Consider the following 12,530-nt stretch of genomic DNA (forward strand, 5'->3'; position numbering starts at 1 on the left):
CTGTAATCCTGTTACTCCGGGATACTTCTAGGAGGAGCTACACGTGAAATGGACAAAAAAATCTATCAAGATTTTAGCAATATCGACATGTTTCATTTTTTTATATGTGTCTACTCCATCCGCTGCTAATGATGTGAGGGAAGTGAGAATTGATGGATCCTCAACCGTTTTTCCAATTATGGAAGCTATAGCGGAAGAGTACACAAAAAAAGAACCACGTGTGAAAATTTCTATTAGTATATCTGGGACAGGAGGAGGGTTTCATCGTTTTGGCAAAGGCGAAGTAGATATTAATAATGCATCGCGCCAGGTGAAACAAGTAGAAGAAAATTTTATGAAGGAAAATTCCATCCAGTTTACACCATTTGAARTTGCTTATGATGGCCTCACAATCATTGTGAATCGTCAAAATACATGGGCTGATAATATGACAATAGAAGAATTACGTCTATTATGGAGCGAAGATGGGAGAACGAAACGATGGTCACATATTCATCCGAAATGGCCGCACGAAAAGGTGCAATTTTATGCGCCAGGTGTTGATTCCGGTACGTATGATTATTTTCAAAGTGTTGTCTTGCGAAACAATCGTCTTGCAAAAACAGTTGCTTTATCTGAAGATGATCAAGTCATTATGCAAGGGGTAATGAATGATAAAAATGCAATTGCATTTGTGGGATATGCGTACTATATGGCGAATCGGGATAAGGTAAAAGCCGTAAAAATAAATGGTGTACCACCAACGAAAGCAAACATTCAATCTGGTATTTATAAGCCATTGTCTAGGCCGCTATTTGCTTATGTAAACCATGCTTCGATTCGAAATAAAAGCAGTGTGGCAGAGTATGTGGTGTTTATGATGCAACATGCGGGCGGACTTGCTGAAGAAGTCGGATATGTTAAATTACCACAAAAGAAATATAGTGAACAGCTGCGAATGTTAACAGAAATAAAAAGATAATGTCAGGATGGGAAGGGGTTTTCATCTTTGGCTCGAAATGACAAAAGTCAATTTACATTTTCTGTGCAACATTTGATTGAAAGAAATACAATCAAAAGAAAAAAAACGCAGCGAATCAATCGAATGGTTCCGTTACTATTAAAGGCAATTGCTAGCGTATCTATTATAACAACAATCGGTATTGTTATTACGCTAGCGAATGAAACAATTATGTTTTTTCGTGAAATATCAATGTATTCTTTTTTTACTGAAAAAGAATGGTTACCATTTTTTGAAGAGCCTAAGTTTGGGATACTTCCTCTTATATGTGGGACCTTACTTGTAACAACAATCGCTATGATAGTAGCTATTCCAATTGGATTAGGATGTGCCGTATTTTTAAATGAATATGCTTCACACTTTGTTAGAAAAGTGTTAAAGCCCATTTTAGAACTACTAGCAGGTATTCCTACAATTGTATATGGATTTTTTGCTTTAACGATTGTCACACCGGCCTTGCAGCGTGTCATTCCGGATTTACAGTTCTTTAATGCAATCAGTCCAGGCATTGTTATAGGAATTATGATGGTTCCAACAATCGCTTCTCTTTCTGAAGATGCAATGGGAGCTGTATCTAAAGGAATAAAAGAGGCTTCACTTGGGCTAGGTGCAACGCGTTTTGAAACTGTACGAAAGGTTGTGTTTCCAGCTGCATTTACCGGTATTATGGCTGCAATCCTATTAGCGGCTTCACGTGCGATTGGTGAAACGATGATTGTTGTCATTGCAGGAGGTTCAACGCCCAATGTATCTATAGATCCGACGCACTCCATTCAAACGTTAACGGCTTATATTGTGCAAGTAAGCTTAGGTGATGCCCCCCATGGAACGATCGCATACTATAGCATGTACGCTGTAGGCGCGACGTTACTTATGTTTACATTCATGATGAATATGATTTCGCAGCAGATTATGTACCGTTTTAGAAAGGCGATATAAGATGCGAATGCTGAATCATAAGAGAATAAAAGAAAATATGGCATCTCGTTTTTGGAAGGATCAAATATATAAGTCTATTTCCTATATGGCAATGCTATTTTCTATTTGTATACTAATTTTATTACTTTATCAAATTTTTGAAAAAGGTGTAGGTTATCTTTCAATAGATTTTTTTATGAACTTTGCTTCACGTAATCCAAAGCAAGCTGGTATTGTCGCTGCATTGTCAGGAACAATTTTATTTATGAGTATAGTAGTGCCAGTTTCCTTTGTATTTGGAGTAGGTACAGCTCTTTATTTAGAACATTATGCAAAGCACTCTGTATTCACAAGGATCATAGAATTAAATATTCAAACATTAGCGGGTGTGCCATCTGTTGTGTTTGGATTGCTTGGTTTAACAATTTTTGTATACGGTCTTCATTTAGGGGAGAGTATAGCAACAGCAGCGTTTACGATGAGTCTTCTTGTATTACCAACAGTTGTTGTATCGAGTCAAGAAGCGATTCGTATGGTGCCGGCTTCTCTGTTAGAAGCTTCGTATGGCATTGGTGCTACAAAATGGCAAACAATGTATCAGATTGTATTGCCAACTGCCTTGCCAGGAATTTTAACGGGATGTGTTTTGGCTTTATCGAGGGCAATCGGGGAAGCGGCACCATTATTAGTCATTGGGGCACTTGCTTTTGCTAATTATATTCCACTTAACATGTTTGATAGATTCACAGTTTTACCGATTCAAATTTTTAATTGGATGAGTAGACCGCAAGAGGAATTTCAGCATGTAGCAGCAGCCGGTATGATCGTTTTATTAGGATTGTTGCTCATTATAAATGTGGTTGTCTTATGGTTAAGAAATCGTAAGTAGTGGATGAAAGGGGAATTCAAAATGGTAGCAACAGTAGTAAATGTACAGGTGAAAAATGAAGAGAAAATTGAGTCAGCAACGAAGAAGGTTGTATTCGATACAAAAAATTTAAACTTATGGTATGGAGAAGATCATGCATTAAAAGATGTTAATTTAAGTATTCATGAGAATGAAGTAACAGCAATTATTGGACCGAGTGGTTGCGGAAAATCAACATATTTAAAAACGTTAAACCGTATGGTAGAGCTAGTACCTATCGTTCGCACAACGGGAGTAATTGAATATCGAGATCGAAATATTTTTGATAAGTCATATCCTGTTGAGGAATTACGTACGCATGTTGGAATGGTGTTCCAAAAGCCAAATCCATTTCCGAAATCTATCTATGAGAATGTTGCTTATGGTCCAAAGATTCATGGTATTCGTGATAAGAAGACACTTGATGCAATTGTTGAAAAAAGTTTACGTGGTGCAGCGATTTGGGATGAATTAAAAGATCGATTACACGATAATGCATATGGTTTATCTGGTGGACAACAACAGCGTTTATGTATCGCGCGTTGTTTAGCGATTGAACCGGATGTAATCTTAATGGATGAACCGACATCAGCATTGGATCCGATTTCTACATTGAAAGTTGAAGAGTTGATTCAAGAGCTAAAGAAAGATTTTAGTATTGTAATTGTGACGCATAATATGCAACAAGCGGCACGTATCTCTGATAAAACAGCGTTCTTCCTAAGCGGTGAAGTTGTTGAATATACAGATACAAACAAATTATTCACTACTCCTACAGATAAACGAACAGAAGATTATATCACGGGACGATTTGGTTAATGTTTTTGGGAGTAAAAGCCCCTTTATAAGGGGTTTTTATCACTTTATCAAAAATCAAGTAAGAAAACTCCCCACTCAAGGACTATGCTCAGCACAGTCCTTGAGTGGGGAGCTGGATTGCTAGTAACCGCATTCTTGAACGCTTTGTACAATATATTAAAAAGGTGGTTCCAAAGGCGTTTGCCAATGAAATAGAGGGGCATCAGGTCTCCACTCGTGTTACGCATCTGTTAGAGGAGACACATGAGAAACCCCCACTTCAAGATCCAAAGGAGCTAAGTGGTGGGAGTTTTCATATATGTAACAGCTAAAGGGGGAAACAACATGGTAAGGGAGCAATTTCATTATGATTTACACACATTGCAGCAAAAGGTAATTGAACTTGGAGAATTGGCAAGAGAAGCCCTTTCTTGTTCTATGGAAGGGCTTCAGAAGAAAGATGTAGAAAAAGCGCTAGAAGTCATTGATGGTGATTACCGTATGGATAATTTAGAAGAAGAAATTAATGACCTTGCACTTATGCTAATTACAAAACAGCAACCTGTTGCAAGCGATCTGCGAAGAATTTTTGTTTCGATTAAGACAGCAACAGATTTAGAACGTATTGCAGATCATGCCGTAAATATTGCTAAATCAACAATTCGGCTCGGAGAAAAAGATGTATCTGTTAGCTTGCATAGTCTAGAACAAATGTTTACGATTGCCATGGATATGTTAAATTTATCGTTAGAAGCATATCAAGAAGAAAATTTAACTTCTGCAAAACAAATTGCGGAAATGGATGATTCTGTTGACGAAATATATGGGAGAGCGATTCGTGAATTTATTTCCTCTATCCCTGAACATCCTGAAGCAATTACGCAAATTACACAATTATCTTTTATTGCACGTTACATTGAGCGTGTAGCAGATCACATTACGAATATTGCCGAGAATGTTTTTTACTTGGTGAAAGGAAAACATTATTTATTAAATGAATAGGAAAAAATGTTAGCAAGTGATGGAATATCACTTGCTTTTTTAGTCAAAACATGACAAAAAAAGCTCGTTGTCTTGTCCTCTCTATGATGATAAGATGTATCATAATATGATATGGAATAATATAGGAAGCGATTGTTTATCCTGTAAAAAACTCGATTGGTGAAGGTGAACACTCAGTGAAGGACAAGGAAAAACGCCACTGATTAAAATTTCATTTTATTAAGCTATAAAGTAAGCGCTTACTGATGTGATTCAGTGAAGTGAAAAGGTTAATTTCTACATAAGTGACATACATATGATATACAAGGTCGTTCAACATTATAAACGTGGAGGATGAATGTATATGAAGGGGGTTATTTTAGCTGGAGGAAAAGGAAGGCGTCTTAGACCGTTAACATGTAATCTTCCAAAGCCAATGTTACCATTACTTGAAAAACCAGTTATAGAATATAATATTGAGTTACTAAGGCAGCATGGTATTCATGAGATTGCAATTACAGTTCAATATATGAGTACGGCAATTAGGCGATATTTTGGTGATGGAAGTAAATGGGGAGTGAAGTTGCAATATTTCGAAGATTCACCACCGCTTGGTACGGCAGGAAGCATTAAACAAGCAGAAGCGTTTTTAGATGAGCCATTTGTTGTAATTAGTGGAGATGCATTGACGGATTTTAATTTATCAAAAGGAATTGAATTCCATCAATGCAGGAATAGACTGGTCACAATGTTTGTGAAGGAAGTGGAAAACCCACTATCATTTGGTTCAGTCGTTATGAATAGAGAGCATGAAATTATACGTTACATGGAAAAACCGAGTTGGAACGAAGTGATTTCAAATATTGTAAATACAGGCATTTATATTATGGACCCCGAAATTTTTTCTTATATTTCATCAGCGCAGTTTTTTGATTTTAGTCACCATGTCTTTCCTTTGCTGGAAAATAAAAAAGCACTCTTTGGATATGTAGCGCAAGGATACTGGTTAGATATTGGCACATTAGATCAATATCGGCAGGCTCATTTTGACTTACTTACAAAGAAAGTACAGGTACCCATTTCTTATACGGAAGTACTACCGATGGTTTGGATGGGAGAAGGGGTAACGATTGAAAAGGGAACAAAAATTCACGGTCCATCTTTTATCGGAGAAGGAGCGTTCATCGGAGCAGGGGTAATAATTGAGCCATATTCAATTATCGGTAAGTGCAGCACAATATTAGATCATACGCATGTTCAAAAAAGTATTGTTCTTGCCCATACGTATGTAGGAAAACGCTGTGAGCTATTAGAAGCGACCGTTGGAGAAAATGCGATGATTAAAGATGATGTAACTTTATTTGAGAAAAGTGTGGTAGCAGACCGTTGCCAGATTGGAAAAAATACAGTGATACAACACAATGGGAAAATATGGCCTAATAAAGTTGTTGATAGTCATTCTATTATTGCCTCGTCAGGAATTACTGAAAATGAAAAAAACTCAGGTTGGCTGCAAAAAAGCCGGGTAGTAGGTAGGGGCAATATAGAAATGACACCTCAAGTTGTTGTAAAAATAGCAATGGCATATGGCTCTCTTTTTTCAAAAGGGGAGCGTATATTGATAGGGGGATATGATGATGTAAAACTTGATATTTTTAAAAAGCTATTTCTACATGCAATTCATAGTGTTGGCTTGTATACGATGGAATGTCAAGAAATGAACGATTCGGCCTTTCGGTATGCGATCAATGAACTCGAATGTGCAGGGGGCATTTTTATTCGCTTTGAACAAGAAGAAGGAATTGTCATTCAACTATATGGTAAGGAAGGCATAAGGTTATCGTATAAACAGCAAAAAGAAATGGAACACTTGTATATGTCAGAAGCATTTCATTATGTATATGATAAAGACATAGGACGAAATGAAACGGTACATGTTTGTTTAGAGAAATATGTTGAATCTTTATTAGCGTATTTGGATATCGAAACGATACAAAAGCAAACATTTCACCTTCTTATTAATAAAAGAGATGAAATGTTTCAGTTCCTACTCATATCCTTCTTGCGAAAACTAGGTTGCACAATTACATGGGTTTATGCTAATGAGCAAAAAGAACATGTTAAATTGTTAATGAAATCAAGTAGAGCTCATATGGCTCTTATGTTTTATGAACAAGGAAATGAATTTGAATTATATGATAATCATGGTGGGATTTACCAAAGTGCAAATTGTGAAGAAATCGATGTTCCTGATTTATTACTTGAGACGACAGAGAGTGTTTATCCATTATCGTTAAAATTAGGAGAGTGCTATCTTCTTTTTTATATGTATGGTGAACAAAGTAAGTTTCAGATGAGATGGCAGCAAGATATTTTATATCGGATTGGAAAATTATTTGAACTAATTGCTCGGCAAGGAAATACTTTGTCGACGATGTTAGAGCAATCACCACCCCTTTACTTATTATGTGATGAAGTTGTTTGCTCGTGGAAAGAGAAAGGGAAAGTAATGGGAATGTTATTGCAGGATATGGAAAAAAGAGAAGTCGAAGTATTAGAGGGAATCCAATTTAAATATACAGAAAAAGAGTGGTCTTATATTGTTTCTGATGCAAAACATCCTAAATTTCTTGTATATTCACACGCGAGAAACCCAGTAATAGCAAAGGAAAATATGAAAACTCTTATAGAAAAAATTAGACAATATCAAAAGGTGTAGAATTTTTATTTTAAAAGTGGTATTATAGTATAGTCTGATTTAAGTTATTAGTGACTGGAGGGAAATAAGAATGCGTGTGAATATTACTCTAGCATGTACAGAATGCGGAGATCGTAACTATATCTCAAAGAAAAATAAACGTAACAACACGGAGCGCCTTGAGCTTAAAAAGTATTGCAAGCGTGACAAGAAGTCTACGTTACACCGTGAAACAAAGTAAGCAGTAGGAAATTTCCTACTGTTTCTTTTTTTTTACTATGGTTATAACCCTTATTGAAAAGTGATGATACATGAAAAAAATGATAGACTGTTTACAAGAACGTAATTCATTTTTGCGATTAATAATTATAAAGTAAGTAAAGGATCACTTTATAGGGGGAAAAGCGTGTGAAAGAGGAGAAGGTACGTTTACGTAAGAAAATAGTAGAGCAAATGAATTTTTTATCGAAAGAACAGCACAAAACTTTATCAGAACAAATTGTATTTTCTTTATATGAACAAAAAGAGTGGAGAGAAGCGAAAACAATCGGAATTACTCTTTCGATGGAACATGAAGTGAATACATATGTAATTATTGAACAAGCATGGCGAGAAGGAAAAAAAGTTGTTGTACCAAAGTGTAATAGAGAGACAAGAACAATGATCTTTCGTCAAATTACAAATTTTGATCAATTAGAAACAGTATATATGAGCTTGCGTGAACCAATTCCTGCGCTAACAGTAGAAACAGAGGCAAATGAAATTGATCTTCTGTTTGTACCCGGAGTTGCGTATACAAGACGAGGGGAACGTATTGGGTACGGCGGTGGTTATTATGATCGTTATCTGCTGCAGTATGAAGGGAAAACGTTATCATTAGCTTTTGATTTTCAAATTGTAAGTTATATTCCAATAGAGTCGTTTGATCAAAATGTACAAAAAATTATTACAGAAAAAGAAACAATTCTTCAAAATGGACTTGTATAGACAAATAAAAATTGACGAGACTTTTTCTTGTTGATTATAATAAAATATGTGAACGTTTTCTTATTATATTTCCATAATAAGTGGACATAGAGGGTGATGAAATGATATCAATTTATGATATTCAGCAATTGCTAAAAAAATTTGGAACAATCATTTATACAGGTGATCGAATCGCTGATTTACAATTAATGCAAGATGAATTGCGTGAATTAAATCAATCACAGTTGATTGAGCCAAAAGACTATCAAACAGCTTTATTTTTATTGAAACAAGAGATTCAAAAAGAGATGAGCAAGAATTAGATAAAGGTAGGTTAGCAAAAATGGAAGAAAAGTGGTTAGTTGGTGTTGACCTTGGCGGGACAACGATTAAATTAGCATTTATTAATGTATATGGTGAAATTTTACATAAGTGGGAAATCCCAACGAATGCAAGTGAGCAAGGCAAACATATTACATTAGATGTAGCGAAAGCAATTGATAAAAAGTTAGAAGAACTAGGAGAATTAAAGAGCAAGCTAATTGGTATTGGTATGGGCGCTCCTGGACCTGTGCATGTCGCTTCTGGTATGATTTATGAAGCTGTTAATTTAGGGTGGGAAAACTATCCATTAAAAGATTTATTAGAAGTAGAAACAGGCTTACCTGTTGTGGTTGATAATGATGCAAACTTAGCTGCGCTTGGTGAAATGTGGAAAGGTGCTGGTGAAGGAGCAAAAGATCTAGTTTGTATGACGCTTGGAACTGGTGTTGGCGGCGGTGTAATTGCAAATGGTGAGATTGTGCACGGTGTAAGTGGTGCTGCTGGTGAAATCGGACATATTACAGTCGTAACAGAAAATGGATTTCCTTGTAACTGCGGGAAATCTGGCTGTCTAGAAACAGTAGCTTCAGCAACGGGTATTGTACGTGTTGCTATGCAAAAATTACAAGATACAGATGAACCAAGCATACTTCACTCTATGTTAGAAGAAGAGGGACGTATTACATCTAAAGATGTATTTGAAGCGCTTGAACAAGGTGACGCTTTAGCGGAACAAGTTGTAGAAAAAGTAGCTTCTTATTTAGGGTTAGCTGTAGCAAATCTTTCTAGTACGTTAAATCCAGAAAAGATTGTAATTGGCGGTGGTGTATCTAAAGCTGGCGATGCATTGTTACAACCAATTCAGCGCTATTTTGCACAATATGCATTTTCTCGTGCTGTTAAGAGCACGAAGCTAGCAATTGCAACGCTTGGGAATGATGCTGGTGTAATTGGTGGAGCTTGGCTTGTGAAGAAGCATAAATATGAAGTTATGAAGTAAAAAGAATAGAATCAGTCAGGGCGAATCGGAATTAAGGTGAGACTACTGGTATTTGTAAAATAATGAAAAGAGGAAGGGAGATCCCTTCCTCTTTTCATTATGAAAAATCTTGATGGGAAATAGAACTGTAAGTGAATTAATGAGTTGGTGGGTACCCGCTATAAAGGACAGTCATGACTGTAAACCAACCAAAAACAAGTACAGTTGCAACAGCAAAACCGCCTGCTAGTAAATTTTTTTCACGTAACGTTCTAAGGGTTGCGAATACAGCTAACAGAGTGACTAGCGCAAAAATGATAACAAGACCCATATATAATCCCCCTCTGCTCTCTCATTCTTTCGTTTGAGTTTTTGCAATATTTCTTCTTTTTTATTGTACATGTTTTAGAAATGATTGTCGAGATAGCATCGTTTCTTTTCCTAAGGGGAAGAAATGTTGTATCATAAAAGTAAGTTCAATAACTGGAGGAGATTTAAAAATGGAATGGATACAAATGCCATTAGGACCATTACAAACAAATGCATATATTTTAAGTAATGATCAAAAAGAATGTATTATTTTTGATCCAGGTAGTGAAGGAGAGAAGCTTGTAACGTATTTACAAGAAGAACAATTAAAGCCGCTGGCTGTTTTATTAACACATGCTCATTTCGATCATATTGGTGCAGTTGATGCTGTGAGAGATGCTTTTCATATCCCAGTATATGTACATAAAGAAGAAGTGGATTGGTTAGGAGATGCGACTGTAAATGGTTCGCAAATTTTTATGATGAATCGAAGCATTACAGCGAAACCCGCTGATCAAATTATTGAAGGCGAAGGAATGTTAACGATTGGATCCTTTACATTTGAAATGTTTGAGACGCCAGGGCATTCTCCAGGCAGTATTTCATATTATTGCAAAGAGGCAAATGCTGTATTTTCAGGAGATGTATTATTCCAAATGAGTATTGGTCGAACAGATTTACCAGGTGGAAGTTTTGCAGAATTAATTGGAAGCATTGAAGAAAAATTATTTGTACTGCCAGATGACACAGCAGTATTATGTGGACATGGTCCAGAAACAAATATTGGTTCCGAAAAAGAAAATAATCCGTTTTTACAATAAGGAGCTATATGGGGATGGAGCTCGTTTTAAGAAAATGGATGGAAAAAGAAAAGGATTATTCGATTTCATATAGTACATATATGAACCTTGCACTGTATGATGAGGAGTACGGATATTATATGAAAGAACGTGAAAAAATCGGAAGAAATGGTGACTTTTTTACGAGTAGTAATATTTCTTCGGTATTTGCAAGGACGTTCGCTCGTTTTTTTATTCGACTTGTCCAAAATGGAGAGATCCCCCCGAATGTTTGTGAAATTGGAGGGGGAACAGGGAGATTTGCTTATGATGTTTTACAGGAATGGAAACAGTTATCTCCAGTAACCTATGCAGAGTTACGATATTCTATTATTGAAGTGAGTCCTTTTCATAGAAGGTTGCAAAAACGTCAACTTGGTTCATTTCAAAATATTTCGCAGTACAAGTCCTATAAGGAATTAGGGGAGTCTTTTACAGGAATCGTTTTTTTAAACGAATTGTTTGATGCATTTCCTGTTGAAGTGATAGAGAAGCGAGCTGGTATTTTGTATGAAGTTCGTATTACGTATACGGAGCAGCGGGAACTTACAGAAGTATTGCGGCCGTTAGAACAAGAAGTAATACGATGCTATTTACGAAGACATAAGATTGAGCTTTATGAAGGACAGCGCTTTGAAGTACCAATAGCAATGGAAACCTATTTACAAGAGATTATAGGATGGCTCAAGGAAGGCTTATTCATCACGGTTGATTATGGGTATACAAGAGCGGAGTGGATGCATCCTGCGCATCATGAAGGGAGTCTAAGGGGGTATTATGACCATAGGCTCATTCAGAATCCTCTGAAGTATCCAGGTGAAATGGATATTACAGCGCATATTCATTGGGATGAATTGAAGAAAATAGGAGAAGAAAGCAGTCTTCATACAGTGTGGCATACAAAACAAAGGGGGTTTTTACTTGCGGCAGGTATATTAGAACAACTTGCTAGTCATCAAGATTCCGATCCTTTTTCTGAGAAACAGAAACAAAATCGAGCGGTTCGTTCCATGATTTTACATGGGGGAATAAGCGATGCTTTTGATGTTGTTATGCAAAAAAAAGGAATGCCACATTTTGATTTAAAGCATTATTTACATATATAGAAAAAAACAAGACACAGAATGATTCTGCGTCTTGTTTTTTGATACGACTTTAGGATATGTAGTATTGTATATTTTCTCTCATGATATATATTTATATTAAAGATATGAGATAGAAAATATAGAATACGCCCTTTTTGTTTGGTTACCCCTAACCTAGTAATACACGAACAAGTTGGATAATTGTTTCATTTTCTACTTTGTAGTAAATTTCCAATCCTTTTCTTTCACTAGAAACGATTTTAGCGCTTTTTAATTTCGCTAAATGTTGCGAAATTGTGGATTGTGGCATATTTAATCCTGTGTACATTGTCGAAACATTGCTTGGACCGCGTTCGATCAATCCCTTTACAATACATAAACGAACAGGGTGAGCAAGAACTTTCAGTAATTCTGCATTATTTTCGTATAGTTCTAATTCCTTTTGAAAGGTTTCTAACATGTTTTTTCCACCTCCATGCGAGCTGTTATACCCATACTATACATACCAAAAATCTAAAGAAAAGAAAATAGTTGTTGCAGAAAAAATGTTCTAAAGTAAAGAAATTGTAAGAAAAGAGAACATGATGTAAATAACTTTGCAAAATTTGTACGTTTGTAACACAGTATTTTTTGTTAAGAATCGTGAATATACAGATACATTTGTAACACAATTTTATCATGATTTTTTTATTCTTTCAATTAATATACGAAATTTTAAAAATAATA

The 12,530-nt window shown here is 35.9% G+C and carries 14 protein-coding genes; 12 read left to right on the forward strand and 2 right to left on the reverse strand.

Annotation, left to right across the window (positions count from 1 at the left end; all coding sequences use genetic code 11):
- The first annotated feature begins 43 nt into the window (after window positions 1-43).
- The 10 genes from AC1DIT_RS07880 to glcK all read left to right on the forward strand — a co-directional run bounded on the left by AC1DIT_RS07880 (window position 44) and on the right by glcK (window position 9,592).
- Window positions 44-961 (forward strand): PstS family phosphate ABC transporter substrate-binding protein, encoded by a 918-nt coding sequence (locus AC1DIT_RS07880; protein ID WP_476998129.1) that lies wholly within the window; start codon window positions 44-46, stop codon window positions 959-961.
- A 27-nt stretch (window positions 962-988) separates the two neighbouring features.
- A complete protein-coding gene (gene pstC, locus AC1DIT_RS07885; protein WP_016116341.1) occupies window positions 989-1,939 on the forward strand; it encodes a phosphate ABC transporter permease subunit PstC in 951 nt (316 codons plus the stop codon).
- A 1-nt stretch (window position 1,940) separates the two neighbouring features.
- Window positions 1,941-2,807, forward strand: coding sequence for a phosphate ABC transporter permease PstA (pstA, locus tag AC1DIT_RS07890; RefSeq protein WP_016116340.1), 867 nt, complete (start codon window positions 1,941-1,943; stop codon window positions 2,805-2,807).
- Between the two features lie 21 nt (window positions 2,808-2,828).
- The gene (gene pstB, locus AC1DIT_RS07895) at window positions 2,829-3,644 is read left to right on the forward strand and encodes a phosphate ABC transporter ATP-binding protein (protein ID WP_016116339.1); all 816 of its coding nucleotides are present in this window, start codon (window positions 2,829-2,831) and stop codon (window positions 3,642-3,644) included.
- A gap of 324 nt (window positions 3,645-3,968) precedes the next feature.
- Window positions 3,969-4,625: a phosphate signaling complex protein PhoU gene (phoU, locus tag AC1DIT_RS07900; RefSeq protein ID WP_016116338.1), complete on the forward strand. Its 657-nt coding sequence runs from the start codon at window positions 3,969-3,971 to the stop codon at window positions 4,623-4,625.
- Between the two features lie 343 nt (window positions 4,626-4,968).
- Entirely contained in the window at window positions 4,969-7,323 is a 2,355-nt protein-coding gene (locus AC1DIT_RS07905) for a sugar phosphate nucleotidyltransferase (RefSeq protein WP_016116337.1), read from the forward strand.
- Between the two features lie 70 nt (window positions 7,324-7,393).
- Window positions 7,394-7,543 (forward strand): 50S ribosomal protein L33, encoded by a 150-nt coding sequence (gene rpmG / locus AC1DIT_RS07910; RefSeq protein WP_001265618.1) that lies wholly within the window; start codon window positions 7,394-7,396, stop codon window positions 7,541-7,543.
- Between the two features lie 167 nt (window positions 7,544-7,710).
- Entirely contained in the window at window positions 7,711-8,289 is a 579-nt protein-coding gene (locus tag AC1DIT_RS07915) for a 5-formyltetrahydrofolate cyclo-ligase (RefSeq protein WP_016116336.1), read from the forward strand.
- Window positions 8,290-8,390: 101 nt separating this feature from the next.
- Window positions 8,391-8,591: a YqgQ family protein gene (locus AC1DIT_RS07920; RefSeq protein ID WP_016116335.1), complete on the forward strand. Its 201-nt coding sequence runs from the start codon at window positions 8,391-8,393 to the stop codon at window positions 8,589-8,591.
- 20 nt (window positions 8,592-8,611) lie between these two features.
- The gene (gene glcK / locus AC1DIT_RS07925) at window positions 8,612-9,592 is read left to right on the forward strand and encodes a glucokinase (protein ID WP_016116334.1); all 981 of its coding nucleotides are present in this window, start codon (window positions 8,612-8,614) and stop codon (window positions 9,590-9,592) included.
- 136 nt (window positions 9,593-9,728) lie between these two features.
- Here glcK and AC1DIT_RS07930 read toward each other — a convergent pair whose 3' ends face one another.
- Complete coding sequence (locus AC1DIT_RS07930) at window positions 9,729-9,902, reverse strand: DUF2759 domain-containing protein (RefSeq protein ID WP_016116333.1); 174 nt, start codon at window positions 9,900-9,902, stop codon at window positions 9,729-9,731.
- A 169-nt stretch (window positions 9,903-10,071) separates the two neighbouring features.
- On the opposite strand from AC1DIT_RS07930, the gene AC1DIT_RS07935 reads away from it, so the two are divergent.
- Together AC1DIT_RS07935 and AC1DIT_RS07940 are read left to right on the forward strand one after the other, a co-directional pair.
- Window positions 10,072-10,701 carry an MBL fold metallo-hydrolase gene (locus AC1DIT_RS07935; RefSeq protein ID WP_016116332.1) on the forward strand — a complete coding sequence of 210 codons (630 nt, stop codon included), beginning with the start codon at window positions 10,072-10,074 and terminating at the stop codon, window positions 10,699-10,701.
- An 8-nt stretch (window positions 10,702-10,709) separates the two neighbouring features.
- Window positions 10,710-11,825 carry a class I SAM-dependent methyltransferase gene (locus tag AC1DIT_RS07940; RefSeq protein WP_033671464.1) on the forward strand — a complete coding sequence of 372 codons (1,116 nt, stop codon included), beginning with the start codon at window positions 10,710-10,712 and terminating at the stop codon, window positions 11,823-11,825.
- Between the two features lie 148 nt (window positions 11,826-11,973).
- On the opposite strand, the gene AC1DIT_RS07945 is transcribed toward AC1DIT_RS07940, so the two are convergent.
- Window positions 11,974-12,264 (reverse strand): ArsR/SmtB family transcription factor, encoded by a 291-nt coding sequence (locus AC1DIT_RS07945; protein WP_000894376.1) that lies wholly within the window; start codon window positions 12,262-12,264, stop codon window positions 11,974-11,976.
- Between the last annotated feature and the right edge of the window lie 266 nt (window positions 12,265-12,530).

It is taken from the genome of Bacillus sp. 05T22 (assembly GCF_056396765.1).

Coding starts and splice junctions, on each gene's coding strand:
- pstA (WP_016116340.1), top strand. CDS start 1,941: ATGCGAATGCTGAATCATAAGAGAATAAAAGAAAATATGGCATCTCGT.
- pstB (WP_016116339.1), top strand. CDS start 2,829: ATGGTAGCAACAGTAGTAAATGTACAGGTGAAAAATGAAGAGAAAATT.
- phoU (WP_016116338.1), top strand. CDS start 3,969: ATGGTAAGGGAGCAATTTCATTATGATTTACACACATTGCAGCAAAAG.
- AC1DIT_RS07905 (WP_016116337.1), top strand. CDS start 4,969: ATGAAGGGGGTTATTTTAGCTGGAGGAAAAGGAAGGCGTCTTAGACCG.
- rpmG (WP_001265618.1), top strand. CDS start 7,394: ATGCGTGTGAATATTACTCTAGCATGTACAGAATGCGGAGATCGTAAC.
- AC1DIT_RS07920 (WP_016116335.1), top strand. CDS start 8,391: ATGATATCAATTTATGATATTCAGCAATTGCTAAAAAAATTTGGAACA.
- glcK (WP_016116334.1), top strand. CDS start 8,612: ATGGAAGAAAAGTGGTTAGTTGGTGTTGACCTTGGCGGGACAACGATT.
- AC1DIT_RS07930 (WP_016116333.1), bottom strand. CDS start 9,902: ATGGGTCTTGTTATCATTTTTGCGCTAGTCACTCTGTTAGCTGTATTC.
- AC1DIT_RS07935 (WP_016116332.1), top strand. CDS start 10,072: ATGGAATGGATACAAATGCCATTAGGACCATTACAAACAAATGCATAT.
- AC1DIT_RS07940 (WP_033671464.1), top strand. CDS start 10,710: ATGGGGATGGAGCTCGTTTTAAGAAAATGGATGGAAAAAGAAAAGGAT.
- AC1DIT_RS07945 (WP_000894376.1), bottom strand. CDS start 12,264: ATGTTAGAAACCTTTCAAAAGGAATTAGAACTATACGAAAATAATGCA.